The organism is uncultured Brevundimonas sp. (assembly GCF_937863155.1).
Taxonomy (GTDB): Bacteria; Pseudomonadota; Alphaproteobacteria; order Caulobacterales; family Caulobacteraceae; genus Brevundimonas.
In genome coordinates this window covers 139,981-165,881 of sequence record NZ_CALMFB010000025.1, presented here as the reverse complement: position 1 = coordinate 165,881, position 25,901 = coordinate 139,981, and the positions used below count along the sequence as shown (strand labels likewise).

The following is a 25,901-nucleotide window of genomic DNA, read 5'->3' as shown; positions in this document are numbered from 1 at the left end:
CTGCGCCTTCTTACGCCGGAATGCGGGATTCGCATCGCCCCGCCCGATTAACAACCTTGGATTGTTTTTTGCGTCGGCTTCCCCTGAGCGTCCCGTTTTGGAACCGGAGGGTTTCCGATGCCGATCCGTCCCTTGCGTCTGTCCGATCAGGCCGAACTGTCGCGTCTGCACGCCGCCGTGGGCTGGGCGGCGCGATCCTCGGCCGGGTGGCGCTGGCTGGCGGCCAATCCGGGTCTTGCGGACAGCCTGTCGCCTTTGGGCTGGGTGCTGACCGACGCTCAAGACCGGGCTGTCGCCTGTGTCGGCAATGCGGTGCAGCGGTTCTGGCTGAACGGCCGCACGCTTTACGGCGCCACCGGTTTCAACCTGATCGTTCCGCCGGATCAGCGGGGCGGCAGTCGCGACCTGATCGGCGCCTTCGTGCAACAGCCCGGCGTGTTCGCGACCTGGACCTTCAACGCCAATCCCCGCTCGGCGCCCCTGTACAGCCGCCACGACATGCAGCCCTGGCCGGCGACCCACGCGGTCAAGCTGTCGTGGGTGGTCGATGGATGGGCCTGCATTCAAGGCTGCATCTGGCGGCGGCTGATCCGCGCGGCGCCCCGCACGGCCCCCTGGCTGGGCGAGCGGCTGTTGAACCGTCGCCTGGCCCGTTCGCCCCGCCTGCGGCTGCCGGCTGGCATCTCCATCCTGACCGATCTGGGCGACCGCTCGCCTTATGCCGATTTCTGGACCGCCCTGGCCGGCGAGGGGCGTCTGGTCGCGGACCGCAGCCCCCCGGTGATGCGCTGGCGTCTGTCCGATCCAGACCAGCCCCGGCGACCGCTGGTTCTGGCCATGCATCGCGGCGGCCGCATCACCGGCATGGCCATGGCCGCCCTGTCCAAGGCCAGCGCCATCGACCCGCCGTTCCTGGAGGTGTTGGATCTGGTCGCGCTGGAAGACGAGGCCGAGGCGGCGCCGGCCCTGATGCAGGCCCTGATCGACAACGCCCGCGCCATGGGGGCGGCCAAGGTGCGGCTTCAGGTCGTTTCACCGCGCCTGTGGGATCAGCTGGGACCGCTGGTCCGACGCGCGCGACGGGAAGGCGGCTGGGGCCATTGCCATGCGCGGTTCGCGGCCGATGCGCCCGATCCGACCCTGTGGTCGCCCACGCCCTATGACGGGGACTACGCCCTGTGCCTCAGACCACCGCCGGCGCCATTCAGCCCTTCGGCCGCGCCTTCAGTTCGTCGCGGATTTCGGCCAGCAGGGCCTCGGTCGGCGTCGGCGCGTCCGTCGCCGGATCGGCCGCCTGTTCGCGCCGCAGCTTGTTGATCAGCTTGACCATCAGGAACACCACCCAGGCCACGATCAGGAACTGGATCACGGTGTTGATAAAGGCGCCGTACTGGATCGCCACCTTTTCGATGGCCGCCGTCGCCGGGTCTTCGGGCACCAGAACCCATTCCAGGTTCGAGAAGTCCACCCGGCCCAGCACCAGGCCGATCGGCGGCATCACCACCTGTTCGACCAGGCTGGTGACGATCTTGCCGAACGAGGCGCCGATGATGACCCCGACCGCCAGATCGACCACATTGCCGCGCGCGGCGAATTCCCGAAACTCGGTCAGCAGGCCCATGCTCAGGCGTCTCCGCTGGCGTTCAGCCGCTCACGCAGCTCCTTGCCGCTTTTAAAGAAGGGCACGGCCTTGGCCGGCACCTCGACCGCCTCGCCCGTGCGCGGGTTGCGGCCCGTGCGCGCCGGACGCGACCGCACCGAAAAGGCGCCGAAGCCCCGCAGTTCGACCCGGCCGCCCTCGGCCAGGGCCTGGGTCATCTGGCCCAGCACGACATTGACCACCCGTTCGACCTCGGCATGGGTCAGATCGGTGTTCTCGGCCGCCAGCTTCTCGATCAACTCAGACTTGATCATTCAAAGGCCCCCGCCTTGTCCCGAACGGCAGCGCCGCCTTGGGACCGTGTCGCCAGATCAGCCGCGACCGGTATCGGCCGCGAAGGAGGCACCCTAGCGGTCGCCCGCCGCGCGAAAAAGGCCCCTGCGTCGGAATTGCGCACGATAATCAGCGTTAATCGACGGCGCGGCCGCCTGAAAACGGTTTCCGGCCCCGCCCGCCGCGCCAAGAAAAAGGGCGACCGGATCGCTCCGGCCGCCCTTCTCTTTCTTAGCCTACCGCTCGCGACGCGGTCGCTCTGCGGCTTGAGGGTCGGAAGGATTACTCCTTGCCGGCCTTCTCGCGCAGGGCGGCGCCCAGGATGTCGCCCAGCGAGGCGCCCGAGTCCGACGACCCGAACTGTTCGATGGCTTCCTGTTCGTCCTTCATTTCCAGCGCCTTGATCGAGATCGAGACGCGGCGGGTCGCCTTGTCCACGCCGGTGATCATGGCGTCGACGCGGTCGCCCACGGCGAAACGCTCGGTGCGCTGCTCGTTGCGGTCGCGCGACAGGTCGGACTTGCGGACAAAGGCGGTGACCGGGGCGTCGTCTTCACCGAATTTGACTTCGATGCCGCCGGTTTCGATCGCCGTCACGGTGACGGTGACCTGCTGGCCCTTCTTATAGGTGTCGCCTTCCATCGGATCGCCGCCCAGCTGCTTGATGCCCAGCGAGACGCGTTCTTTCTCGATGTCGACATCCAGAACCTTGGCCTTGACCATTTCGCCCTTGCGATAGCGCTGGATGGCTTCTTCGCCCGAGACGTTCCAGTCCAGGTCCGACAGGTGCACCATGCCGTCGATGTCGCTGTCCAGGCCGATGAACAGGCCGAACTCGGTGGCGTTCTTGACTTCGCCCTCGACGGTCGAACCGACCGGGTGGTTGGCCACGAAGGCGTCCCACGGATTGTCCTGAGCCTGCTTCAGGCCCAGCGAGATGCGGCGCTTGGAGCTGTCGACGTCCAGCACGACCACGTCCACTTCCTGCGAGGTGGAGACGATCTTGCCCGGATGGACGTTCTTCTTGGTCCACGACATTTCCGAGACGTGCACCAGGCCCTCGACCCCGGCTTCCAGCTCCACGAAGGCGCCGTAGTCGGTGATGTTGGTGATGCGGCCCGTGTATTTGGCGCCGACCGGATATTTCGCTTCCACGCCGTCCCACGGGTCCGACTGCAGTTGCTTCATGCCCAGGCTGATGCGCTGGGTGTCCGGGTTGATCTTGACGATCTGCACCTTGACGGTGTCGCCCACGGCCAGGACTTGCGACGGGTGCGAGACGCGCTTCCAGCTCATGTCGGTGACGTGCAGCAGGCCGTCGATGCCGCCCAGGTCCACGAAGGCGCCGTAGTCGGTGATGTTCTTGACCACGCCTTCGCGCACTTCGCCCTCGGCCAGCTGACCGACCAGTTCGGTGCGCTGCTCGGCGCGGGCTTCTTCCAGGATGGCGCGACGCGACACGACGATGTTGCCGCGCGGGCGGTCCATCTTCAGGATGGCGAAGGGCTGTTCCTTGCCCATCAGCGGGGCGACATCGCGCACCGGACGGATGTCGACCTGCGAGCCCGGCAGGAAGGCCGAGGCGCCGCCCAGATCGACGGTGAAGCCGCCCTTGACGCGGCCGACGATGGCGCCGTTGACCGGGTGGCCTTCGGCGAACACGGCTTCCAGACGGGTCCAGGCTTCCTCGCGGCGGGCCTTGTCGCGGCTGATGACCGCTTCACCCAGGGCGTTCTCGACGCGCTCCAGATAGACTTCGACATTGTCGCCGACCTTGGGCAGGACGGCGCCTTCGCCCTGGCCGAACTCGCGCATGGCGATGCGGCCTTCGGTCTTCAGACCGACGTCGATGATGACGATGTCCTTTTCGATGCCGACGACGCGGCCGTGGACGACCTGGCCTTCGCCGAGGTCGCGGCCCTGAAGGGTTTCGTCGAGAAGCGCCGAGAAGTCGTCGCGGGTGGGGGTAAGGGTGTCGGTCATGAAGCTCTGGGGTTTCTGAAAGGCTGATGGCGCGTGACCGGATGGCCCCGCGCGGGTGGGTGAAAAAGAGTGGTCAGGTCGTCGGGACGCGAGGCGCCGAAGCGTCAGCATCGCCCGCGGAAGCCGAGGAAAGGTGCGTTGGATTTGCTTCTCTATCGGGAAGCGCGCGCCGCCTCGACGATACGGCGGGCCGCATCGAAGGCGGCCTCTATATCCAGATCGGTCGTATCCAGCAAGACCGCGTCGGCGGCCGGTATCATGGGAGCCGCCCCGCGCCCGGCGTCGCGTTCGTCGCGCCGCAGGATATCGGCCAGCATGTCCTCGAAAGCGATGACGTCGCCTCGCGCCGTCAGTTGCCGCCAGCGGCGCCGCGCCCGCACCTCTGCGCTGGCGGTGATGAACAGCTTGGCCGTGGCGTCCGGGGCGATCACCGTGCCGATGTCGCGCCCGTCCAGCACCGCCCCGCCCGGCTGGCTCGCGAAATCCTGCTGCAGCTCCAGCAGGGCGGCCCGCACGCCCGGATGGCCGGCCACGCGGCTGGCCGCCTCGCCCGCCTCGCCGGTGGTCAGGCGCGCATCCTGGTCCAGCCCGGCTGGGATCATCGACCGGGCCGCCGCCTCGGCCGCCTCGGCGTCATCGACCGAATGGCCGTCGCCCAGCACCTTGATCCCCACGGCGCGATACAGCAGTCCCGTATCCAGATGCGGCAGGCCATAGTGCGCCGCCAGACGCGCGGCGATCGTCCCCTTGCCCGAGGCGGCCGGGCCGTCGACGGCGATGATCAGAGGTCGGCTCATGGAATCCCGAAGCAGCACATCCGGCCGTGCCGCGCCAGCCCCGCCTTAACCAATGTCCGCCCCCAGCCCGCGCATCATGGACACGAAACCGGGAAAACTGGTGGCGATCATGCCCGGCTCGTCCACCGTCACGGCCTGCTCGGCCGCCAGACCCAGGATCAGATGGCTCATGGCGATGCGGTGATCGCCGTGGGTGGTTACCATGCCCCCCCCGCGCACGGACCCGCCGGTGACGATGAAGCCTTCCGGCTCTTCTTCCACCCGGACCCCGCAGGCCGAAAGGCCGGAGGCCATCAGGGCGATGCGGTCGCTTTCCTTGACCCGCATCTCGCCGATCCCGCGCATGACCGTGGCGCCGTCCGCGAAGGCCGCCGTCGCGGCCAGGATCGGATATTCGTCGATCATCGACGCCGCGCGTTCAGTCGGCACGACCACGCCCGTCAGCCGGGAATGGCGCGCGGTGACATCGCCCACCGTCTCGCCCCCGCTCTGGCGCAGGTTCGCCACCGTCAGATCGGCGCCCATGTCGCGCCAGGTGTCGAACAGGCCGGTGCGCAGCGGGTTCAGCATGACATTGGTCACCGTCACCTCGCTGGCCGGAACGATCAGCCCGGCCGCCAGGGGAAAGGCCGCCGACGACGGGTCGCCCGGCACAGCCACCGATGTTCCCTTCAGCCGCTGGCCGCCCTCCAGGGCGATGCGCCAGCCCGCGCCCTGATCCTGAACCGCCACCTGCGCGCCAAAGGCCCGCAGCATCCGTTCGGTGTGGTCCCGGCTACGTTCCGGCTCGACCACCACCGTGGCGCCGGCGGCGTTCAGCCCCGCCAGCAGGATGGCCGACTTGATCTGGGCCGAGGCGACGCTCTGCACATGGTCGATGGCCCGCAAGCCCCCGCCGTGCAGCGTCAGCGGCAGACGATCCTCCTGCCCGATCCAGTCGAAGCGCGCCCCCATGGCCGTCAGGGGACCGGTCACCCGCTTCATCGGCCGCTGGCGCAGCGAGGCGTCGCCGTCGAAGGTGGCGCTCAGGGTCTGACCCGCCGCCGCGCCCATCAGCAGCCGCACGCCTGTGCCGGCGTTGCCGCAATCGATCACGCCCGGCGGGCTGACGAAACCGCCGCGCCCCGTCACCCGCCAGCGCCCGTCGCCCAATCTCCGAACCTCGGCGCCAAAAGCTTCGACGGCGCGGGCGGTGGCCAGGATGTCTTCGCCTTCCAGCAGCCCCTCGATCTCGGTCACCCCTTGCGCCAGACCGCCCAGGATCAGGGCGCGATGCGACACCGACTTGTCGCCGGGCGCCGTCGCTGCGCCATGCAGCGACGCGGCAGGACGGGCGGTCAGATGGGACGGCGAAGGCAAGCCTGAAGGCTCCGGTCGGGTGCGGATGGCGGGAGGACGCGCGGTCGGGGCGCGAAATCGGGTTTTGACAGCGGGTCCGGGGGGTGGCAAGGGACCGGCCCGATTCCACCCCCTGCCAGAGGTCTATCCCCCGTGGCCAATCCCGAACTGGGCGCCAAGCAGGTGTGCCCCAACTGCCAGGCGAAATTCTACGACCTGAATCGCCGTCCGGCCCGCTGCCCCAAATGCGAAGCCGAATTCGATCCCGAAGAAATGCTGAAGTCGCGCCGTACGCGCGGTCGCGGCGCCGGCTACGCCGCCGATGACGAAGCCGAGGATCAGGTCGAGGACAAGAAGGCCGCCGGCGACGACGAAGAAGAAGATGATACGCCGGCCACCCCGGAAATCGACCAGGAAGGCCACGAGCCCATCCTGACGCCCGACGACGACGATGACGCCGAAGGCGATTCGCCCGACGACGCCGGCATGGGCGCCACCGATGGCGACGACGAAGACGTGCTGGACGACGAGGACGACGACTCCGTCCCCTTCATCGAGGACGAAGACGACGACAACTTCGAAGAAGACATCGTCAAACCGGCCGGCGACGACGACTGATTGAAACCAACCTCTTGTTCCGGCGGGCTTTTCGGTCCGCCGGGGCGGGGGCCAAAAAAAACCCGGAACCGGGCTTGATCGCATCAAGACCCTGACATAGGTTCCGCCGCCTCGCCGGGGGCCATTCGCAAGAACAACCCGGCGGACCAGATCTTCGGATCCGGGGCTATAGCTCAGTTGGTAGAGCGCTTGAATGGCATTCAAGAGGTCAGCGGTTCGACTCCGCTTAGCTCCACCACAACGGCCGCTTCCCTAAAGGGAGCGGCCGTTTCCATATGCGGCGCCCTATCGGCTATAGGTCGGGTTCCGCTTTGCCTCCACGGCGTCGACCATGCGCTTCCTGATCACCGGCACGGCCGGATTCATCGGCTTCCATCTGGCGCGGCGCCTGCTTCAGGCCGGCCATGTCGTCGCGGGCGTGGACAATTTCTCGGCCTATTACGACCCGCGCCTGAAAGAGGACCGCAATGCGATCCTGGAAGGCTTCGACGCCTTTCGCCTGCATCGGCTGGACCTGGCGGACGCGGCGGCCCTGAATGCCGCGTGGGAGGAGGCGGCGCCCGACATCGTGGTGCATCTGGCCGCCCAGGCCGGGGTCCGCTACAGCATCGACCATCCCGACACCTATGTGGCGTCCAACCTGGTCGGAACCTTCCATGTGCTGGAGGCGGCGCGGCGACGGCCGGTGCAGCACCTGCTGGCTGCCTCGACCAGTTCGGCCTATGGCGCCAACACCGACATGCCGTTCCGCGAGACGGACCAGGCGGTGCATCCCCTGACGCTGTACGCGGCGACCAAGGGGGCCAATGAGCTGATGGGCCACGCCTACGCCCATCTGTTCGGCACGCCGACGACCTTCTTCCGCTTCTTCACCGTCTATGGCCCCTGGGGCCGGCCGGACATGGCGCTGTTCAAATTCGCCGCCGCCATGGCCCGCGGAGAACCGATCGACATCTATGGCCAGGGCCAGATGTCGCGCGACTTCACCTATATCGACGATCTGGTCGAGGCGATCGTGCGCCTGACCGACGCCATCCCCGTCGTCGGCGCGCCCGTGGGCGATTTCGACACCCTGTCGCCGGTCGCGCCCTATCGCATGGTCAATATCGGCGGCGGCGCCCCGGTCCCGCTGATGGACTATGTCGCCGCGCTGGAAGACGCCATGGGCATGGAGGCCAGGAAGACCTTCCTGCCGATGCAGGACGGCGACGTGCACGCGACCTTCGCGTCGCCCCAACTTCTGGAGGCCCTGACCGGCTATCGGCCGTCGACGCCGATTTCGGTGGGGGTGCCCGCCTTCGTCGACTGGCTGCGCGCGCGCGGCGATCTCTAAGCCTGACGACGACGCCTCAGGGCCGCGCCGACATCGGCCAGGGCCGGTCCCGCCAGGCTCCACGGCTCGACACAGTACCGCCGGAACAGCCGCCGGGGATCGTGGATCAGGCGATAGGCCCACTCCAGCCCCAGCCGCCCGGTCCAGCGGGGGGCCGGCTTCTGCACCCCGGCCTCATAGTCGAAGGCCGCCCCGACGTTCAGCACGACACAGGGCGGCAGGGCCGTCAGATGCTGCACGATCCACGCCTCCTGACGCGGCATGCCCATGCCGACCATCAGAACGTCCGGCCCAAAGGCCGCGATGCGGTCCAGCACGGCGGCGTTGTCGGACGATCCGGGCGTTCCGTCGAAATAGCCGGACCGCGCTTCGATCACGGCGCCGGGGTATCGTCCCGCCAGACGGGCGACGGCGCGATCGCCCGCGCTGGCCGTCCCGCCCAGATAGAAGACCCGCCAGCCCAGACGGTCGGCCCGCATCCAGAAATCGTCGCGCCAGTCCAGATAGGTGCTGCGGTGCGCCCGGCTGAGCGGCAGGCCCAGCAGGCGACCGAAGGCGATCAGCGGCGTCGAATCGATCTGCACCAGCTCGGCCTGGTCATAGAAGGCGCGCATCAAGGCGTTGTCGCGCACCAGCTTCAGACTGTTCAGATTGTGGTTGGCCACCACCGCCCGGCGACCGGCCCTGATCGTCTCGGCCATATGATCCAGAACCTGGATCGGCGTGACCAGATCGACGCACTGGCCCAACAGGCGCAATCGCTGCGATTTCGGCCCTGCCGCGACGGCGGTGGAAACGGCGGGTTCTGACAGAACGGCGGTGCGGCTCATGCCTGAGGTCTAGCCCCGCGCGCCTCAAGATCGCGTAAGCCGGGACGGTTAATGAGGTCTGGCCGGGATTTCGTTCAAATCCCTGTTGACCGGCCCGGCGGCCTCCCTTAAGGGTCCGCGCCTTCCCGGGGGAAACCCCAGGGCCCAGATGGCGGAATTGGTAGACGCGCTGGCTTCAGGTGCCAGTGATCGAAAGGTCGTGGAGGTTCGAGTCCTCTTCTGGGCACCAAATTTCTGAAAGGCGCTGCATCGCTGATGCGGCGCCTTTCTCTTTTTTGGCCCCTAACGCTCGCCGCGCGGCGGCTCGCTGCTTGAGGGGCGGGATTGTGTTTGGCCCCTACCGCTCGCCGCGCGGAGCCTCGCTGCTTGAGGGGCTGGTTTTCTGGCCCCTATCGCTCGGCTCGCGGCTTGAGGGGCGGGGTTTGTCTGGCCCTATCGCTTCTGGCGCGCTGAAAAGGTAGTTGAAGGTCATGACCGTTCATCTTCACGAAGGCGACCTGCCCGACGGCCTGGACCTGGGGTCCGTGGTCGCCGTGGATTCCGAGACCATGGGTCTGCGTTTTCGCCGCGACCCCCTGTGCGTGGTCCAGCTGTCGGCCGGCGACGGCGACGCCCATGTGGTGCGGCTGAACCGCCCCGCCTATGACTGTCCGAACCTAAAACGGCTGCTGGCCGACCCGGCGGTGCTGAAGATCTTCCACTTCGGCCGGTTCGACATCGGCATGTTCGACCTGCACCTGGGGGTCGAGACGCGGCCGGTCTATTGCACCAAGATCGCCTCCAAACTGGCCCGCACCTATACCGACCGGCACGGGCTGAAGGACGTGGTGCGCGAATGCGCCGGCGTCGAACTGTCCAAGGCCCAGCAGTCCAGCGACTGGGGCGCCGCCGAACTGACCCCGGCCCAGCTGGAATACGCCGCCTCGGACGTGCTGTATCTGCACACCGTCATGGCGCGGCTGAACGACATGCTGGCCCGCGAAGGCCGCACCGAACTGGCCCGCGCCTGTTTCGACTTCCTGCCCGTCCGCGCCCGCCTGGATCTGGCGGGCTGGGACGAGATCGACATCTTCGCCCACGCCTGACGCCGCCCATGACCGCACCCGATCCGTCAGAAGACCGCAAGCGCCAGGACGAGGCCCGCGTCGCCATCGCCGGCGAGCGCTGGCGCGCCCGGTCGCGGCGGGTGAAACTGTATCGGCGCGTCCTGCCCATCGTCATCCTGACCCTGGCCGGCGGGGCCCTGACCTGGACCGTGTTCCGCACCGTCATGTCGGGGGTCGAGCGCAAGGCCGGCGAAACCGGTCAGGTCCGCCTGGACAAGCCCCGCTTCCACGGCCAGGACGCCTTGGGCCGCACCTTCATCATCGGGGCCGAAGGCGCGGTGCGCGACGCCGCCACCGGCCGTTTCCGCCTGGTCGGCCCGGCGCTGCGGCTGAACCTGGGCGGGCGCAAGGTCACCGAACTGACCGCCGACGGCGGCGCCTATGACGAGGCGAACGACCGCGTCATCATCGGCCCCAACGTCCGCATTTCGGACGGCGGCTCGGGCCTGACCCTGACCACGCCCGAAGCCGTGGTCGACACCAAGACCGGCGTGGTGACCGGCGATCGCGGCGTCCAGGCCACCGGCCCGCTTGGAACCGTCACCGCTTCGTCCTATGTCATCCGCGATCAGGGTCAGACGGTGGAATTCCGCGGCTCGGGCGAAAACAAGGTGCGCGGAACCCTCAACCCTGCGCGTTCGGGCGAATGACCATGGCCAAGACCAGACTGATCCTTTGTGCGGCGGCGACCGCCTTAGCCGTGGCCCTGCCCTCGGTCGGCGGCGCCCAGAACGCCCCCATCGGCGGTGGCGACGCCCCGATCATGTGGGGCGGCGACCGGGTGCAGTACAGCGCCGAGGGCTTCGCCCTGATCGGCCGGGCCGAGATCCTTCAGGGCGACAATCGCCTGCGGGCCGAACGCATCGACTTCAAGGGCACGGAGGCCGACGTCCGCGAGGCCGAGGCCGTGGGCGGCGTCTTCTTCGTCACCCCGCAACAGACGGTGCGCGGCGACCGCGCCCATTACAACCTGGCCAACGGCGATCTGACCGTCACCGGCCAGGTGGTGCTGAACCAGGGCCGCAACGTCGCCACCGGCGGCCGGCTGATCTACAACGTCCGCAGCGGCGACGCCCGCTGGGAAGGCGCCGGCTCGAACGGCCGCGTCCAGGGCGTCTTCTATCCGAACGGGAACTGAGCCTTCGGGCCTGGACTGACGCTTGGCGCGCAAGGAACTCTCAGCCCTGAACCTGGACGAGGCGGCCAAAGTCGCCGCCGCGCCCGAAACCGCGCCCGCCGCAAAGGGCCTGCGGGTCAACAACATCGCCCGCAGCTTCGGCCAGCGTCAAGTGGTGCGCGACGTCTCCCTGACGGTCCAGCGCGGCGAGGTGGCGGGCCTGCTGGGCCCCAATGGCGCGGGCAAGACCACCTGTTTCTACATGATCACCGGCCTGATCCCGGCCGACAGCGGCTCCATCTGGCTGGACGGCGAGGACATCACCAGCCAGCCCATGTACCAGCGCGCCCGCATGGGTCTGGGCTATCTGGCCCAGGAAGCCTCCATCTTCCGCGGCATGACGGTGGAACAGAACATCAAGGCGGTGGTCGAACTGCATCACCCGCGCGAGCGCGTGGAGGCCGAGACCACCCGCCTTTTGGACGAACTGCGGATCGAGCATCTGCGCCACGCCCCAGCCTCGGCCCTGTCGGGCGGCGAGCGGCGCCGCTGCGAGATCGCCCGCGCCCTGGCTGGCCGGCCCAGCTTCATGCTGCTGGACGAACCCTTCGCCGGCATCGACCCCCTGGCCATTGCCGACATCCGCCAGGTCATCCGCTATCTGGCGGACGAAGGCATCGGCGTGCTGATCACCGACCACAATGTCCGCGAGACGCTGGACATCATCGACCGCGCCTCGATCATCTCGGGCGGTGCCGTCTTGTTCGAAGGCACCGCCGCCGAGGTCATCGCCGACCCCGAAGTGCGGCGTGTCTATCTGGGTGAGATGTACGGCTAGGGCGACTTCGCAGCGCAGTCGAAGCGCGAGTCTTCAAGCCAGTATCGTGCGGATCGCGCTCTCTCGCCATCCAGAGTATCCAGCGAAATCTGCGTCATCATCCGTCGTGCCCTTGGGCAATCCACATCCGCCATGGACACGGCGAGATTGAAGGCCGCCACCTTGTGTCCGCCTGCTGCAGCCAGGGATAGCCAGCGAAGTTCCTCGGCCCTGTCGTGAGCGTCGATGACGTTCGGGTCACCGTCACCGCCCGCTAAGGTATAGAATTCGGATAGCCGAAAAGCGGCTTCTGCGTTTCCGGCCAGGGCTTCGGCCGTGAGCGCTTTCTTCTGAACAGGGGTCAGGTCGACGTCCGTCAGGCTGCTGGCGTCTTCGCTCCGATCTGATCCGGGGCCACACCCATGGAGTATCGCCGCCATACAGGCCACGGCGAGAACACGGGAACAGGCGAGGCTCATCCGATCAACCTATCAGGCGTTCGCCCCCCGTTAACCCCTTGGGCCGAAAGTGGCCCCAGCAAATTCCGGGCCAGACCCGGTTCGCCGGGGGCAGGACGTGCTGGGTCAGAGGCTTGAGGTCAGGCAGGGTCAGGGGCTGGTCATCACGCCCCAGCTGCAGCAGGCCATCAAGCTGCTGCAACTGTCGAACCTGGAGCTGGACGCCTTCGTCGAAGCCGAGCTGGAGCGCAATCCCCTCTTGTCGCGAGACGAGGCGGAAGGGGACGCCCCCGAACCCGCCGAACGCCCTGAATCCACCGCCGAATCCACCGCCGAATCCGAACTCAGCTTCTCCGACGACCGCGCCGGCGAGGCCGCCCAGGCCATGGACGCCCGCGACGACGATCTGTACGGCGACGCCGCCCCCGGCGAACGCACCGGCGACCGCGCGACGGACGCCGCCATCGAGCAGCCGGGCCTGTCCGACTGGTCCCGCACCCGCCAGGGTGGCGTGGCGCCCGAAGGCGAGGGCGAACGCAACGAGCAGCGCGAGATCACCCTGTGGGAGCATCTGCAGGCCCAGGCGTCGTCCGCCGGCCTGTCGGCGTCCGACCACGCCATCGCCCTGACCCTGATCGACGCGGTGGACGAGGGCGGCTACCTGCGCGGCGAACTGGCCGAGATCGCCGACCGCCTGGGCTGCGGCCTGGAGCGGGTCGAGGCGGTTTTGGCCGTCTGTCACGGCTTTGAGCCGACCGGCGTCATGGCCCGCTCGGTGCCGGAATGCCTGAAGCTGCAGTTGATCGAGCGCAACCGCTTCGATCCGGCCATGGATTGCCTGCTGAACAACCTCGACCTTCTGGCCAAGCGCGACCTGCCGGGCCTTCGCAAGGCCTGCGGCGTCGACGCCGAGGACATGGCCGAGATGATCGCCGAGCTGAAGGCCCTGACGCCGCGCCCCGGCGCCGGTTTCGGCGGCGAGACGGCCCAGACGGTCATCCCCGACGTCCATGTGCGGCCCGACCCGGCCGGCGGCTGGCGCGTCGAACTGAACAGCGACACCCTGCCCCGCCTCCTGGTCGACAAACGCTATCACGGCGTGGTGGCGGCCGGCGCGCGCAACGAGACGGACAAGGCCTTCGTCGCCGACTTCGCGGCCCAGGCCAACTGGCTGGTCAAATCGCTGGACCAGCGGGCCAAGACGATCCTGAAGGTCGCGTCGGAGATCGTGCGCCAGCAGGACGCCTTCCTGGCCTTCGGGGTCGAGTTTCTGCGTCCCCTGAACCTGAAGACGGTGGCCGAGGCCATCGGCATGCACGAATCCACCGTCAGCCGCGTCACCTCGAACAAATATGTCGCCACCCCGCGCGGCGTGTTCGAGCTGAAATTCTTCTTCACCGCCGCCATCCAGGCCACCGATGGCGGCGCCGCCCATTCGGCGGAATCGGTCCGCAGTCGCATCAAGGCCATGATCGACGCTGAGGCCGCCGACGGCGACGTCTTGAGCGACGATCGCATCGTTGAAATCCTGAACGAGGCGGGCATCGACATCGCCCGCCGCACCGTGGCGAAATACCGCGAGGCCTTGCGCATTCCGTCGTCGATCCAGCGCAAGCGGATGCTGAATTTCGCCTGACTTTTTCGGTGCCTAAGTCGTTCAAGCGCGCCGCTTCGCCGCACGCCCGCACCGCCCCGACAGCTTGACCACAAATAGGTGATCGGCGTTGACACCATTCACGGTCGGGCGCGTTGTATCGGCATGCAAGTGCAAGTCAGCGGCAAGCATGTGGATGTCGGCGAAGCGTTAGGCTCGCGCATCTCCCAGGAACTCGAAGACGGCGTCGGAAAATATTTCGAACGCGGCGGTCAGGACGCCGAGGTGGTGGTGTCCAAGGATGGCCATGGCTTCAAGGTGGACTGCTGGGTCCGCCTGGCCTCGGGCCAATCCCTGGTGACATCCGGCTTCGGCGGCGACGCCCATTCGGCCTTTTCCGACAGTCTGGACAAGCTGGAGAAGCGGGTTCGCCGCTACAAGCGCCGACTGAAGGATCACCACATCGGTCCCAAGGCTCTGTCGCCCGAAAAGACTGAGAACGCGGCCCGCGACGTGGCCCGCAGCATCGTTCTGCGCAACCCGGACGAGGTCGAGGACGAAACCTTCGGCGAGGCGGGCCGTCCCGACGAACCGCCCCCGGTCGGCATGGTCATCGCCGAGACGGAACACGAGCTGCGCACCATCACGGTCGGCCGTGCGGTTCTGGAGCTGGACATGACCGGCTATCCGGTCGTGATCTTCCGCAACGCCGCCCACGGCGGGGTGTCGGTGGTCTATCGCCGCCCTGACGGCAACGTCGGCTGGATCGACCCCGAGCGCACCGCCAAGAACGGGTCGTCCAACGGACATGGTTCGGTAAAGGCTTAGTGGTAGGTCTTCCCCAAACGGGGCGGAGCGTCTAAAGGGCGCCCGCCCATCGGGATGATGGGTACGAGTCGGGGTTTTCATGGACATCGGTGAGATGCTGACGCGCGAGGGCATTGTCCTGCGCGGCGGCGCGTCGTCCAAACGCCAGGCGCTGCATATCGCGGCCGAGGCGGCGGCCCAGATGCTGGGCCGCGACGTTCAACAGGTCTTTTCGGCGCTGATGGAGCGCGAGGCGCTGGGCTCGACCGGCCTGGGCGGCGGCGTCGCCGTGCCACATGCCCGACTGCCGGGCCTGGACCGGGTCGCCGCCGTCTTCGTGCGACTGGACCAGCCGGTGGCGTTCGAGGCTCTGGACGACCGGCCGGTCGATCTGCTGTTCGCCCTGTTCGCGTCACCCGACGCCGGCGCCGAACATCTGCGCGCCCTGGCGGCCGTGTCGCGCGCCCTGCGCGGGGCCGAACTGCGCGAACGCCTGCGCCAGGCCCGCACGCCCGACGCCATCCACGCCCTGTTCGTGCGAGATACGGAAAAGACCGCCGCCTGAATTTGCTCGCGACGCAGTCGCTCGCTGCTTGAGCGCGTCAGTGAACCGACACCGGCTCCAGCTCGTGCGCCACGGCGGCGGCGAAGGCGGTGTCGCGGTCGATCATAACGGCCAGCCGTTCGCCGTCCGCGCCATGCACCGCATACAGCATCTGGTCCGGATCAATGGCCAACGCCTCGCTGGCCAGCACCGGCGTATCGGCCAGAACCTCGGCCGCCGGAATCTCGCGCACATAGACCAGGTCCGGGGCGCCCAGACCGGCGAATTCTTCCTTGGTCATCCTCATCGGCGTCATCAGACCGCCTCCTTCAACTTTTACTAACGCCCGGATCGCCGGGCCGTTCGGCGGCTGTCGTTCAGCCCGCCGTAATGGGGATGCGCCGCACGGTGCGTTCCTGCTCGGGCCGCATCAGATCGACATGCAGCAGGCCATGCTCCAGTTGCGCGCCCTGCACCTCCAGCCCGTCGGCCAGAACAAAGCTGCGCACGAAGCCGCGCGCGGCGATGCCCCGGTGCAGGAAGGCCGGTTCGGCGCCCTTGGGCCCGTCCTCGCGCTTGCCGGCGATGGTCAGCTGGCGCCCTTCCAGGGTGATGGCCAGTTCTTCGGGCGAAAAGCCCGCGACCGCCAGGGTGATGCGCACCGCATGGTCGCCCCGCTGTTCGACATTATAGGGGGGATAGCTTTCGGCCGCGGCCTTGGCGGCGCGGTCGATCAGGGCGCGGGTATGGTCGAAGCCCAGCAGAAAGGGGCTGTCGAACAGGATGGTGCGCGTCGTCATCGTCGTCGGTCCTTCGTCAAGCGACCCGGCCGCTGCGCCCCCCGGATGGGCGGACGCAAAGACCGTGACCGGGAAATGGGGTCTGGCCCCGCCCGGATCAACAGCTTTCGTGCATCCCTTCCCTTCGCCTGGCGTTGCGGCATAGCTTAGGGCGACGACCAACGGAGGAACGGGTCATGCGGTGGCAGGGCGGACGGCGCGGCGGCGGGATCGAGGACCGGCGCGGCATGGGCGGCGGAGCGGCGGCGGGCGGCGGGATCGGCGTGCTGATCCTGGCGGCCATCGGCTATTTCGTCTTCGGCATCGACCCGTCCACAACACAGCAGGTCGCCAGCCAGTTCGGCGGCGTCGGCGCCTCGGAAAAGGGGGTCGAGGGCACGCCCCAGGATCAGGCGGGCCAGTTCGTCGATGTGGTCGGCGCCAATATCAACGACGTCTGGCAGACCAAGCTGAACGGCTATCAGCCGCCGCGTGTGGTCCTGTACGAAAGCGGTACCGGCACCCAGTGCGGCTATGGCCAGGCGGCCATGGGGCCCTTCTACTGCCCGGCCGACAAGACGGTTTATCTGGACCTCAGCTTCTGGTCCCAGATGGAGCAGCAGCTGGGCGCCTCGGGCGCCGATTTCGCCCGCGCCTATGTCATCGCCCACGAGTTCGGCCACCACATCCAGACCCTGACCGGAACCAGCCAGCAGGTGCAGCAGGCCCAACAGCGCGCCTCGGGCCAGGCCGAGGCCAACCGCTATTCCGTGGCGCTGGAGCTTCAGGCCGACTGCTATGCCGGGGTCTGGGCCCGCAACGCCTCGGCCGCCTCCAATGGTCAGGTGGCGCTGGATCCGGGCGACCTGGAAGAGGGCATGAAGACCGCCAACGCCATCGGCGACGACACCCTGCAACGCCGCTCGGGCGGTCGTGTGACGCCGGAAGGCTTCACCCACGGCACCTCGGCCCAGCGGATGGAATGGCTGCGGCGCGGCTATGATTCAGGCGATCCGGCGGTGTGCGACACCTTCGGTTCCGTCTAACCCACGGTCAGATCCAGCGGGCGTGACGCCCACATCCGCCCTTCGCCCGCATCGATCGCGACGCGGCGCCCGATGAAGGCCGCCATGCCCACCAGGGCGTCGGGCACGCCGGGCGCCACGGCGTCGGCGAAGATCGACACCGGCCGCCCGCGATAGGTCTGGTCCGCGAAGACGACGCTGCGTGTCCTGACGATCCGGGCCGCCACCACCCCGCCCAGAACCAGGCTGCTTCCCTCGTGAACCGGCCGTCCGTCCAGCAGGCTCGCCGCCTCGGCCGCCGACCGTTTCAGCGACAGCAGGCTGGATGCGCCGGTGTCGATCACCGCCTCGATCTCATGACCTTCGACGGTCACCGGCGCGACCAGGGCGCGGCCGCGTCGCAGGGTCGCGACCGGCGCCAGGCCCGCAGGCGGCGCATAGGCGCCCGGCAGGGTCAGCGACAGCCGACGCCGGTCCGTGTCCAGGTCCAGCACCAGCCGACTCAGCATGTCGTGGCCCAGGATCAGCGGCGTGTTCAGCCCGTCCGGCCCCGCCAGAGGCCCCAGGTTCAGCACCGCCGCACGCAGCCCTTCGATCCGCAGCGGACCCAGCCCCACATCCATCCGGGCGCCGCGCCCCATCTGGCCCTCGCCGCCGACCCCATGGGCCATCACCGGCAGGTCGAAGGCCGAACGCACGGCGATCTGGTCGGCCAGGGCGCGGTCGATCACCGAAAACTGGGCGCCGCTGTCGATCAGGGCGTGGACGGTGCGCCCGCCCACATCCACCGCGACCGTCGGCGCCAGCACGCGCGGCTGCGCCCAGGTCAGCCAGCCTGTCGTCTGGACCTGACCGATGAATTCGGCGCTGGGCGGCGCCCACAGCACCCGGTCGCGCAGCAGCACCACCCCGCCCACGGCGGCGGCGCCTAGCCCCAGTCTCAGAAACAGGCGGCGATCCATCGCCGTCACAGATGGCCTGTCGCGCGCCGATGCGCCAGAGCCGGGCGTTTACGGATGACGGGGCGCGTCCGGCCCGATACCAAGACGCCATGCACCCTCGCCCCGACCGTTATGTCTCGACCCGCGGCGCCGCGCCCGTCGCCGACTTCGCCCAGGCCCTGCTGCGCGGCATGGCGCCGGACGGGGGCCTGTACATGCCGCAGGCCTGGCCCACGCTGGCGCCCGATGCGGCGCGGCCGGGTCGCACCTATGCCGACATCGCGCGCGAGGTGCTGGCGCCCTTCATCGGCGACGCCCTGCCGCCCGCCGCCCTGGATGCGGCCATTGCGCGCCTGGTCGCCGGCTTCGACCATCCGGCGGTGACGCCCCTGGTCGAGGTGGAGGACGGGCTGTTCGTGCTGGAGCTGTTCCACGGCCCGACGGCGGCGTTCAAGGATCTGGCCATGCAGCTGGCCGCCAGCCTGTCGGACGCGGCCCTGGCCGCCTCGGGCGAGCGGCTGACCCTGCTGACGGCGACCAGCGGCGATACGGGCGCGGCGGCGGTGGCCGCCTTCGCCGGGGCAGAGCGCATCCGCCTGATCGTGCTGCATCCGCTGGATCGCGTCTCGCCGGTGCAGCGGCGCCAGATGACCACCTGCGGCGCCGACAATGTGCTGAACCTGGCCGTGCGCGGCGATTTCGACGACTGCCAGCGTCTGGTGAAGGCCCTGCTGGCGACCGAATCCCTGCGTCAGGAGGGGCGGCTCAGTTCGGTCAATTCGATCAACTGGGCGCGGCTGGCGGGCCAGATTCCCTATTATGTCTCGGCCGCGTCGCAACTGGGGGGCCGCCCCGCGACCTGGGTCGTGCCCACCGGCAATTTCGGCGACGCCTTCGCCGGAATCGCGGCGGCGAAGATGGGCCTGCCCGCCCTGGGCTTCGTCGCGGCCGTCAACGCCAACGACGCCCTGGCCCGCGCCATCAACGACGGCGTCTATGAACGCCGCGCCGCCGTCCAGACCGCCAGCGTCAGCATGGACGTCCAGGCGCCGTCCAACTTCGAGCGGCTGGTGTTCGAGGCGTCCGGCCGTGACGCCGAGACGACCCGCGCGGTGTTCGAAACCTTCGCCCGCGAGGGGCGCATCACCCTGCCCGACGACCTGCTGGCGGCCCTGCGGCGCCAGGTCTCGGCCGTCTCGGTGAACGAGGCGACCACGCGCGACCAGATCGCCCGCGCGCACGCCGACTGGGGCCGCATCGTCTGTCCGCACACGGCCGTGGCCCTGGCCGCCGCGCGCGGGATCGACCGCTCGGCCGGGCCGGTGGTGGCCCTGTCGACCGCCCATCCGTCGAAATTCGGCGGCTTCGTTTCCGATGTGCTGGGCGTCGAGCCGGAACCCGCGCCGGTGATCCGCGCCTTGGGCGACAAGCCCGAACGCCTGACCGTCATCGACGCCACCGAGGCTGCCGCCCTGGACGCCGTGCGCGCCTTTTCCGCCTAAACCCAGCCGTCCAGACGCACCAGGAAGGCGGCCGGGTCCTTGGGCGTGACCAGGTGGGTCGGGTCGTGGAACACACGGTCATGCAGCCGCGTCAGGCTGAACCGCAGACAGGCCGCCCGGCCCAGTCGCGGCAGGGCCGCCGCCTCGGCCTCCGTCAACGACCGCACCGTCTCATAGCCGTCCCGCAGGGCCGCCATGGCGCCGTCCAGAGGCCGCCCTTCGCCATCGAACCCCCAGGCCGTCATGGCGATGGCCAGGTCATAGGCCAGCGGCCCGGTGCAGGCGAAATAGAAGTCGATCACCCCCGACAGGACGCCGTCCGCGAACAGCACATTGTCGGGGAAATAGTCCGCGTGGATGGCCCCGGTCGGCAGATCGCCGCCGAACGGATCAGGCCCCAGGTCCGCCAGTTCAGCCTCGATCCGGTCCAGCATCGCCCGATCCGCCCCTTGCGCCCGCGCAGCGATGCGGTCAGCCAGGGCGCGCCAGGCGGCCGGTCCCACCGGATTGTCGCGCCGCATCGCAAAGCCGGCCGCCGCCCCATGCATCCGCGCCAGCATGGCCCCGGCCTGGACCCGCTGATCCGCCTGGGGCGCCCGCAGCCAGGCGCCGTCCAGCCATTCGACAATCGCCGCCGAACGCCCGTTCAGCGACCCCAGCAAGTCGCCCGACCGATCCCGCACCGGCCGCGCCATCGGCAGGCGCGCCTGCGCCAGATGGTCGGTCAGGCCCAGGCAGAACGGCAGGGCCGCCGCCTGCGTCCGGCCCTCGAACAGGGTCAGGACGAAGCGGCCATGTGTGGTCTCAAGCGCATAGTTGGTGTTCTCAACCCCCTCGGCGATGGGCGTCAGGGCGGTCAGCTCGCCCAGGTCATAGGCGCGCAGAAACCCGCGCGCATCGTCGTCGCTGACGGGGGTGAAGACGGCCATGGCCTTCCCCTAGCTTGCGTTGCGGCCCGGCGTCACGCCTCCTCGTGGCGCGCCCGCGCGATCTCGGCCAGGTCCGCCAGCAGGCTTTCCGTCGTGGCCCAGCGCCCCGCCCCACGCCCGCGACAGGTCCAGACCCGGCCGTCCGCGCCGACGACCCGCAGGGCGTTGCGTTCGCCGCGCAGGGCCGCGAACAGCGGCTGGTCGTTGTCGGCGTCCAGGCTGACCGAGGCCGCCAGACCGTCATCATCGGCCCGGCAGGCGCCGATCTGGCGCAGACCCGGCGCGACGTGGGTGGCGGGCGACAGCACCTCCAGCGACACCGCCTCAGGCGCCCGGCCGAACGCCTCGAACGCCAGCAGCCGCACCTTGGCCGCCGAATCGTGGCCTTCCAGATCGGCGGACGGGTCTTCCTCGGCGAAGCCCGCGGCGCGCGCGTCGGCCAGGGCCTCGTCGAAGGCCGCGCCCTGGCCCAGCCGCTCCAGCATGAAGTTGCATGTGCCGTTCAGAACCGCCTCGAAGGCGGCGATGGGTCCGGCCGCGCGGGCGGCTCGCACCGTCTCGATCATCGGCGATCCGCCCCCGACCGAGGCCGACCAGAATAGCTGTCGCGCCTTCTGGTCCGCCAGGGCCAGCAGCCCCTCAGGATCAGCCGCCACCGCCTGTTTGTTGGCGCTGGCCACATCGCAGCCGGCCTCCAGCGCGCGACGGATCAGGGCGTGGCCCGCCGCCCCGTCCGACAGGGCCTCCAGCACCACGTCCGGCCCACGCGCCAGCAGCTCGTCCGCATCGGCGGTGAACAGTTCGGCCGGACAATCGATGTCGCGCGGCTTGCTCGGGTCGCGCACCAGCACGCCCACCACCTCGAATTTCGGATCGACCAGCAGGCGGCTGACGGCGCCGCCGCCCACCACGCCGCAACCGGCCACGGCCACCCGCACCGGCCGCCGCGCCGGGGCCGGGCCGGGGGGCGCCGAACGGTCGCCGATCACCGTGCCCTCGGCCCGGTCGATGGCCGCCACCTCGATCTCGACCGCCCGGTCCTGGCCCAGGTCGATGGCGTCGCGCTGGACCAGCTGGCCGCCAAGGCGTCGCGCGCCCTCCCAGTCGATGCGGCGGTAACGCAGCGGGACCGAGGCCGTGGCGTTGGGGTCGCGGTCGTAGAGGCCGTCCACATCTTTGACCAGCCGCACCCGATCCAGCCCCAGTTCAGCCGCCAGGAAGACCGCCGTCAGGTCCGACCCGCCCCGCCCCAGCAGCGCCAGCCGCCCATCGGCCCGCACCGCGCCGAAGCCGGGGGCGATCACCGCCTGATGCCGCGCCAGGGCGTTCTTCAACGCCTCGCCGCGCAGGGCCGAGGGTCGCGCATGCTCAGCCGGGCCGTCGGCCGCAATGCCCAGTTCGCGCACCGACAGGGCGGCGGCGTCCAGGCCGATGCGGTCGCAGGCGATCGCCACCAGGGCCGCCGCCTTCTCCTCGCCCAGGGCGACATAGCCGGGCAGCAGGTCGTTCTCATGCGCAAGGCCCAGGCCCCGCGCCTCGGCCAGCAGCCTGTCGGTCGCGCCGCCGAAGGCCGAAACCACCGCCACCACCCGGCGCCCAGCCCGCACCTGGGCGTAGATGGCCGAGGCCACGGCGGGCGCATCGGCGGGCGAACGCAGGATGGACGATCCGAATTTCAGCACCACCACCGGCGCCTCCACCTCGGGACAGGCGGCGGGGTTTTCGGCGTCGGCGACCAGGGCGAGGGCGGCTTGGGAAGACATGGCGGGGTCCGTGGGCTGAAAGATCTTTGGGGAGAAAGGCGGAATGGAAAAACCCCGCCGGGCGGGGCCGGGCGGGGTTCGGGGTCTGCGTGGGGTCTGGTTCGACCGCGCTAGTCCGTTCCCGCCCGCGAGGGCATGGTGGTGGTGGTGGTGGTCATCGAGGTCATGCCCATCATGGTCGCGCCCATGCCGAAGCGCGTCGCGGTGGCGACGGTCGTCCGGCCGGAGATGAAGGCGCGATGGGTCACGCAAAGGCCTCGTTCAATCTTGAACCCAGACTGACGCAGCCTGTGGCGGCGCGTCAAGCGGCTCGCACGTTTTTTGCGAACGCCCTGTGCAAATCGGCCACACAGGCGACGGCGGGATGATTTTCGCGAACGTTGCGCAATATTTTTTCTCTTGACCCGCGAACTTCGCAATCGCACCGTAAGCGCACTCATCAAGACCGGCTGAGGGATAGGCCCTTTGACGCCGGGGCAACCATCGGGTTCCGCCCGAAACGGTGCCAACTCCTGCGGGGGTCGCTTCGGCGATCCGCGAGAGATGAGTGGAGCGCCGGTCAGGCGGCGCGCCACGATCTGTCACCGCATCCAGAGGGCTTGATGGGCCGAGGATGCGACCGACCGATGACCCTGCTGGCCCTTTCCGACCAAACCGAAGACGCCTTCTGTCGTCGCGCGCCCGACGTCGTGCGGTCCCATGCGACCGGGCGCGGCGCCCATGACGTGGTCGCCTCCATCCCCGCCGATTTTCGCCTGGCCTCGGGCCAGCGCCTGAGCCAGCGCTCCATCACCGGCCGCATCCAGGGGCCCGCCAACGCGCCGGTCGTCGTGGTCGCCGGCGGCATCTCGGCCGACCGCTTCGTGCATCGCACCGCCACCGGCGGACGCGGCTGGTGGTCGGGCGCCGTGGGCGTGCGCGGCCCGATCGACCTGAACCGCCATCGCGTCCTGGCCTTCGACTATGCGCCCCAGGCGGACGGCCGGTCGGTGACCATTTCGACCCACGATCAGGCGCGCCTTCTGGCCCTGGTACTGGATCAGGCCGGGATCGACAGCATCCGCGCCTTCGTCGGCGCCTCTTATGGCGGGATGGTCGGCCTGGCCTTCGCCGAACTGTTCCCCGAGCGGATCGACAGTCTGGTGGTCATCTCGGCCGCCCACCGCGCCCACCCCCAGGGCACGGCCTGGCGCGGGGTGCAGCGTCGCATCCTGAAGCTGGCGGCCGAGGCGGGCCGGCCCCAGGACGGCGTGGCCCTGGCCCGCGAACTGGCCATGACCACCTATCGCACCGGCGAGGAATTCGCCGAACGCTTCCCGACCCAGGCCCCCGACCAGGCCGGCGGCGCCTATCCGGTGTGCGATTATCTGACTGCGCGGGGCCGGGCCTATCGCAACCGCATGACGCCGGAACGTTGGATCAGCCTGTCGGACTCCATCGACCGGCACCAGGTGACGCCCGAGGCGATCACCACGCCCACGACCCTGGTCGGCTTCACCACCGACCGGCTGACGCCCATCGACGACCTGCGCGAACTGGCCGCGCGCCTGCCCGCCCTGTGGCGCTTCGTCGAGGCGCCGTCGATCTATGGCCACGACGCCTTCCTGAAAGAAGAGGCCCTGATCGGCCAGGTGCTGCGCCAAGCGCTGAAGGAGATCACCCAATGAGCGACGCCCCCTGTTCGGACATCCCCTGTTTTGACACCCTTCTGGCCCGCGCCGGGGTCGACGCCGACCCGACGCACCGGGCGGTGATGCCGCCGCTTTATCTGTCGTCCAACTACGCCTTCGACGGCTTCGACCAGAAGCGGCCCTATGACTACACCCGCTCGGGCAATCCGACCCGCGACGTGCTGGGCGAGGCTCTGGCCGGGCTGGAAGGCGGCGCGGACGCCGTGGTCACCGCCACCGGCATGGCGGCGGTGGACCTGCCGCTGAACCTGCTGAAGCCGGGCCAGCGCCTGATCGCGCCGCATGACTGTTACGGCGGCACCTGTCGCCTGCTGAACGCCCGCGCGCGCCAAGGCCGGTTCGACCTGGTCTTCGTGGACCAGACCGATTTCGACGCCCTGGACGCCGCCCTGGCCGCAGGCGCGGCCATGATCCTGATCGAGACCCCGTCCAATCCCCTGCTGCGGATCACCGATGTGGCCGAGGTGGCGCGGCGGGCCAAGGCGGCCGGCGCCGTGGTGGTGGCGGACAACACCTTCCTGTCGCCGGTGCTGCAACGGCCCATCGCCCTGGGCGCCGACATCGTGGTGCATTCCACGACCAAATACATCAACGGCCATTCCGACGTGGTCGGCGGGGCGGTCATCGCCGCCACCCGCGCCCTGTATGACGAACTGGCCTGGTGGGCCAACGCCACCGGCGTGACCGGGGCGCCGTTCGACGCCTGGCTGACGCTGCGGGGCCTGCGCACCCTGTCGGTGCGCATCCAGCGGGCCCAGGCGACGGCGGGACAAGTCGCCCAGGCCCTGGCCGCCCATCCGGCCGTGGCGCGGGTGCACTATCCGGGCCTGGCCGACCATCCGGGCCACGCCCTGGCGGCGCGGCAGCAGGCGGGCTTCGGCGCCATGCTGAGCTTTGATCTGGCCGGCGGCGTCGAGGCGGCGCGGGTGCTGTGCGAAGGCCTGTCGGTCTTCACCCTGGCGGAATCGCTGGGCGGGGTCGAAAGCCTGGTCGCCCATCCGGCCACCATGACCCACGCGGCCATGACCCCGGATCAGCGCGCCCTGGCGGGGATCGGCGACGGCCTGATCCGCCTGTCGATCGGGCTGGAGCACGAAGGCGACCTGATCGCCGATCTGCTGTCGGCCCTGGACGCCGCCAGCCTGCGCCAGGCGGCCTAGCTTCTGGGACCGAAGGGCACGACGGTGTTGGCCGCGTCATGGCCGATGTCGGCGGCGCCCAAATAGGCGATGCCCGCCCGCGCGCACCAGTAGCGGGCGATCTCCTCGGCCGTCATGCCGAAGTCCGGGTCGTTGGGCGTCACGTCCGACACCCGGCCCAGGCGGATGCCCGCCACGCGCCGGATCGAGGCCTGGCCGGTCAGGTGGAACATCATCCGGTCGATCCGGTACATGGCCTCCGACACCTCTTCCAGCATCAGGACGTGGCCCGTCAGATCCGGCTCGATGGCCGTGCCGACCAACTGGTCGATGATGGTCAGGTTGAAGGCGACGGCGGGTCGCGGATCGGCGGCCAGAGACGGCTCCAGCCCCCCGGTCCGGCCCTTGACCAGCCAGTCGATCGACCGCTGCACCGTCTGATCGCCGCCCCGGCGGTTGACGTCGGACGCCATCGGCCCGTGCGCGACTTGGCCGATCCCGGCCTTGTACAGCGCCGCCAGAATCGACCCGGCGTCGGAATAGCCCAGATACCGCTTCTTCGCCGCCGCCGGCGTCAGGGCCGCCACCGCCGCCTCGGCGATGCGGCACGAGCCATAGCCCCCGCGCGCGAACCAGACCGCATCGATGCGCGGATCATTGGCGAAGTCGACAAAGGCCCGCGCCCGGCTTTCGTCGTCGCCCGCGAAATGGCCATGGGTCAGGAAGCTGGCCTCGTGGAACACCGCCGAGACCTCGCCCGACGGATAGCGTTCGGCCATGAAGGCGGACACGCGGTCGGCGCTTTCGCGGCTGAACCGCGACGAGGCGGCGACGATTCCGATCTTGAAGGTCATCTG

At 69.3% G+C, this 25,901-nt stretch carries 28 protein-coding genes, 2 tRNA genes and 1 riboswitch; of the genes, 16 read left to right on the top strand and 14 right to left on the bottom strand.

All coding sequences use genetic code 11. The annotated features are described in order from the left end of the window. The first annotated feature begins 117 nt into the window (after positions 1–117). Positions 118–1,317, top strand: coding sequence for an N-acetyltransferase (locus tag Q0581_RS04960; RefSeq protein WP_298698152.1), 1,200 nt, complete (start codon positions 118–120; stop codon positions 1,315–1,317). Here Q0581_RS04960 and mscL read toward each other — a convergent pair. The 5 genes from mscL to aroA all read right to left on the bottom strand — a co-directional run bounded on the left by mscL (position 1,205) and on the right by aroA (position 6,054). After that, positions 1,205–1,621 (bottom strand): large-conductance mechanosensitive channel protein MscL, encoded by a 417-nt coding sequence (gene mscL / locus Q0581_RS04955; protein ID WP_298698150.1) that lies wholly within the window; start codon positions 1,619–1,621, stop codon positions 1,205–1,207. The genes Q0581_RS04960 and mscL overlap by 113 nt on opposite strands. A 2-nt stretch (positions 1,622–1,623) precedes the next feature. Beyond that, a complete protein-coding gene (locus Q0581_RS04950; RefSeq protein ID WP_298698148.1) occupies positions 1,624–1,914 on the bottom strand; it encodes an integration host factor subunit beta in 291 nt (96 codons plus the stop codon). Between the two features lie 301 nt (positions 1,915–2,215). Continuing rightward, a complete protein-coding gene (rpsA, locus tag Q0581_RS04945) occupies positions 2,216–3,916 on the bottom strand; it encodes a 30S ribosomal protein S1 (protein ID WP_298698146.1) in 1,701 nt (566 codons plus the stop codon). 152 nt (positions 3,917–4,068) lie between these two features. Further along, a complete protein-coding gene (gene cmk / locus Q0581_RS04940) occupies positions 4,069–4,713 on the bottom strand; it encodes a (d)CMP kinase (RefSeq protein ID WP_298698144.1) in 645 nt (214 codons plus the stop codon). A 45-nt stretch (positions 4,714–4,758) separates the two neighbouring features. After that, positions 4,759–6,054 carry a 3-phosphoshikimate 1-carboxyvinyltransferase gene (aroA, locus tag Q0581_RS04935; RefSeq protein WP_298698174.1) on the bottom strand — a complete coding sequence of 432 codons (1,296 nt, stop codon included), beginning with the start codon at positions 6,052–6,054 and terminating at the stop codon, positions 4,759–4,761. A 150-nt stretch (positions 6,055–6,204) separates the two neighbouring features. Here aroA and Q0581_RS04930 point away from each other — a divergent pair, with 150 nt between their 5' ends. From Q0581_RS04930 to Q0581_RS04920, 3 genes are all read left to right on the top strand, one after another. After that, positions 6,205–6,669 (top strand): TIGR02300 family protein, encoded by a 465-nt coding sequence (locus tag Q0581_RS04930; RefSeq protein WP_298698143.1) that lies wholly within the window; start codon positions 6,205–6,207, stop codon positions 6,667–6,669. A gap of 162 nt (positions 6,670–6,831) precedes the next feature. Then, positions 6,832–6,907: transfer RNA gene (locus tag Q0581_RS04925), tRNA-Ala, on the top strand. Between the two features lie 93 nt (positions 6,908–7,000). Continuing rightward, positions 7,001–8,002 carry an NAD-dependent epimerase/dehydratase family protein gene (locus tag Q0581_RS04920; RefSeq protein WP_298698141.1) on the top strand — a complete coding sequence of 334 codons (1,002 nt, stop codon included), beginning with the start codon at positions 7,001–7,003 and terminating at the stop codon, positions 8,000–8,002. Here Q0581_RS04920 and Q0581_RS04915 read toward each other — a convergent pair. Further along, positions 7,999–8,832 (bottom strand): WecB/TagA/CpsF family glycosyltransferase, encoded by an 834-nt coding sequence (locus Q0581_RS04915; protein ID WP_298698139.1) that lies wholly within the window; start codon positions 8,830–8,832, stop codon positions 7,999–8,001. The two genes, Q0581_RS04920 and Q0581_RS04915, sit on opposite strands and share 4 nt — an antisense overlap. Before the next feature lie 142 nt (positions 8,833–8,974). On the opposite strand from Q0581_RS04915, the gene Q0581_RS04910 reads away from it, so the two are divergent. The 5 genes from Q0581_RS04910 to lptB all read left to right on the top strand — a co-directional run bounded on the left by Q0581_RS04910 (position 8,975) and on the right by lptB (position 11,893). Further along, positions 8,975–9,061: transfer RNA gene (locus tag Q0581_RS04910), tRNA-Leu, on the top strand. Positions 9,062–9,302: 241 nt separating this feature from the next. Beyond that, the gene (locus tag Q0581_RS04905; RefSeq protein ID WP_298698137.1) at positions 9,303–9,917 is read left to right on the top strand and encodes a ribonuclease D; all 615 of its coding nucleotides are present in this window, start codon (positions 9,303–9,305) and stop codon (positions 9,915–9,917) included. Between the two features lie 8 nt (positions 9,918–9,925). Then, a complete protein-coding gene (gene lptC, locus Q0581_RS04900; RefSeq protein WP_298698135.1) occupies positions 9,926–10,588 on the top strand; it encodes an LPS export ABC transporter periplasmic protein LptC in 663 nt (220 codons plus the stop codon). Positions 10,589–10,590: 2 nt separating this feature from the next. Then, positions 10,591–11,076: an LptA/OstA family protein gene (locus Q0581_RS04895; protein ID WP_298698133.1), complete on the top strand. Its 486-nt coding sequence runs from the start codon at positions 10,591–10,593 to the stop codon at positions 11,074–11,076. A 22-nt stretch (positions 11,077–11,098) separates the two neighbouring features. Then, positions 11,099–11,893, top strand: a complete 795-nt coding sequence (gene lptB / locus Q0581_RS04890) for an LPS export ABC transporter ATP-binding protein (protein WP_298698131.1) — start codon at positions 11,099–11,101, stop codon at positions 11,891–11,893. On the opposite strand, the gene Q0581_RS04885 is transcribed toward lptB, so the two are convergent. Beyond that, the gene (locus Q0581_RS04885) at positions 11,890–12,351 is read right to left on the bottom strand and encodes a hypothetical protein (RefSeq protein ID WP_298698128.1); all 462 of its coding nucleotides are present in this window, start codon (positions 12,349–12,351) and stop codon (positions 11,890–11,892) included. The genes lptB and Q0581_RS04885 overlap by 4 nt on opposite strands. Positions 12,352–12,448: 97 nt before the next feature. Between Q0581_RS04885 and rpoN the strand changes: the two genes are divergently transcribed. The 3 genes from rpoN to ptsN all read left to right on the top strand — a co-directional run bounded on the left by rpoN (position 12,449) and on the right by ptsN (position 15,296). Further along, complete coding sequence (gene rpoN, locus Q0581_RS04880; RefSeq protein ID WP_298698126.1) at positions 12,449–13,966, top strand: RNA polymerase factor sigma-54; 1,518 nt, start codon at positions 12,449–12,451, stop codon at positions 13,964–13,966. Between the two features lie 123 nt (positions 13,967–14,089). Next, entirely contained in the window at positions 14,090–14,752 is a 663-nt protein-coding gene (gene raiA / locus Q0581_RS04875; RefSeq protein ID WP_298698124.1) for a ribosome-associated translation inhibitor RaiA, read from the top strand. 79 nt (positions 14,753–14,831) lie between these two features. Further along, positions 14,832–15,296 (top strand): PTS IIA-like nitrogen regulatory protein PtsN, encoded by a 465-nt coding sequence (gene ptsN / locus Q0581_RS04870; RefSeq protein ID WP_298698122.1) that lies wholly within the window; start codon positions 14,832–14,834, stop codon positions 15,294–15,296. Between the two features lie 37 nt (positions 15,297–15,333). On the opposite strand, the gene Q0581_RS04865 is transcribed toward ptsN, so the two are convergent. Both Q0581_RS04865 and Q0581_RS04860 read right to left on the bottom strand, forming a co-directional pair. After that, positions 15,334–15,591 (bottom strand): DUF1150 domain-containing protein, encoded by a 258-nt coding sequence (locus Q0581_RS04865; RefSeq protein WP_298698120.1) that lies wholly within the window; start codon positions 15,589–15,591, stop codon positions 15,334–15,336. A 61-nt stretch (positions 15,592–15,652) separates the two neighbouring features. Next, positions 15,653–16,075: an Hsp20 family protein gene (locus Q0581_RS04860; protein ID WP_298698118.1), complete on the bottom strand. Its 423-nt coding sequence runs from the start codon at positions 16,073–16,075 to the stop codon at positions 15,653–15,655. 176 nt (positions 16,076–16,251) lie between these two features. Here Q0581_RS04860 and Q0581_RS04855 point away from each other — a divergent pair, with 176 nt between their 5' ends. Beyond that, complete coding sequence (locus tag Q0581_RS04855) at positions 16,252–17,100, top strand: neutral zinc metallopeptidase (protein WP_298698116.1); 849 nt, start codon at positions 16,252–16,254, stop codon at positions 17,098–17,100. On the opposite strand, the gene Q0581_RS04850 is transcribed toward Q0581_RS04855, so the two are convergent. Further along, complete coding sequence (locus Q0581_RS04850; RefSeq protein ID WP_298698115.1) at positions 17,097–18,041, bottom strand: aspartyl protease family protein; 945 nt, start codon at positions 18,039–18,041, stop codon at positions 17,097–17,099. The genes Q0581_RS04855 and Q0581_RS04850 overlap by 4 nt on opposite strands. Before the next feature lie 89 nt (positions 18,042–18,130). Between Q0581_RS04850 and thrC the strand changes: the two genes are divergently transcribed. After that, positions 18,131–19,522, top strand: a complete 1,392-nt coding sequence (gene thrC, locus Q0581_RS04845; protein ID WP_298698113.1) for a threonine synthase — start codon at positions 18,131–18,133, stop codon at positions 19,520–19,522. Here the strand turns inward: thrC and thrB are convergent. From thrB to Q0581_RS04830, 3 genes are all read right to left on the bottom strand, one after another. Then, on the bottom strand, positions 19,519–20,451 hold the full coding sequence (gene thrB / locus Q0581_RS04840; RefSeq protein ID WP_298698111.1) for a homoserine kinase: 933 nt from the start codon (positions 20,449–20,451) through the stop codon (positions 19,519–19,521). The genes thrC and thrB overlap by 4 nt on opposite strands. A gap of 32 nt (positions 20,452–20,483) precedes the next feature. After that, positions 20,484–22,214 carry a homoserine dehydrogenase gene (locus Q0581_RS04835; protein WP_298698109.1) on the bottom strand — a complete coding sequence of 577 codons (1,731 nt, stop codon included), beginning with the start codon at positions 22,212–22,214 and terminating at the stop codon, positions 20,484–20,486. A gap of 110 nt (positions 22,215–22,324) precedes the next feature. Then, complete coding sequence (locus Q0581_RS04830; protein ID WP_298698107.1) at positions 22,325–22,462, bottom strand: hypothetical protein; 138 nt, start codon at positions 22,460–22,462, stop codon at positions 22,325–22,327. Between the two features lie 185 nt (positions 22,463–22,647). After that, positions 22,648–22,764: riboswitch (SAM riboswitch) on the top strand. 76 nt (positions 22,765–22,840) lie between these two features. On the opposite strand from Q0581_RS04830, the gene Q0581_RS04825 reads away from it, so the two are divergent. Continuing rightward, positions 22,841–23,881 (top strand): homoserine O-succinyltransferase, encoded by a 1,041-nt coding sequence (locus Q0581_RS04825; protein WP_298698105.1) that lies wholly within the window; start codon positions 22,841–22,843, stop codon positions 23,879–23,881. Further along, positions 23,878–25,065: a cystathionine gamma-synthase gene (gene metB / locus Q0581_RS04820; RefSeq protein WP_298698102.1), complete on the top strand. Its 1,188-nt coding sequence runs from the start codon at positions 23,878–23,880 to the stop codon at positions 25,063–25,065. Before Q0581_RS04825 ends, metB begins: the two co-directional genes overlap by 4 nt. Here the strand turns inward: metB and Q0581_RS04815 are convergent. Then, positions 25,062–25,898 (bottom strand): LD-carboxypeptidase, encoded by an 837-nt coding sequence (locus Q0581_RS04815; RefSeq protein WP_298698100.1) that lies wholly within the window; start codon positions 25,896–25,898, stop codon positions 25,062–25,064. The two genes, metB and Q0581_RS04815, sit on opposite strands and share 4 nt — an antisense overlap. Between the last annotated feature and the right edge of the window lie 3 nt (positions 25,899–25,901).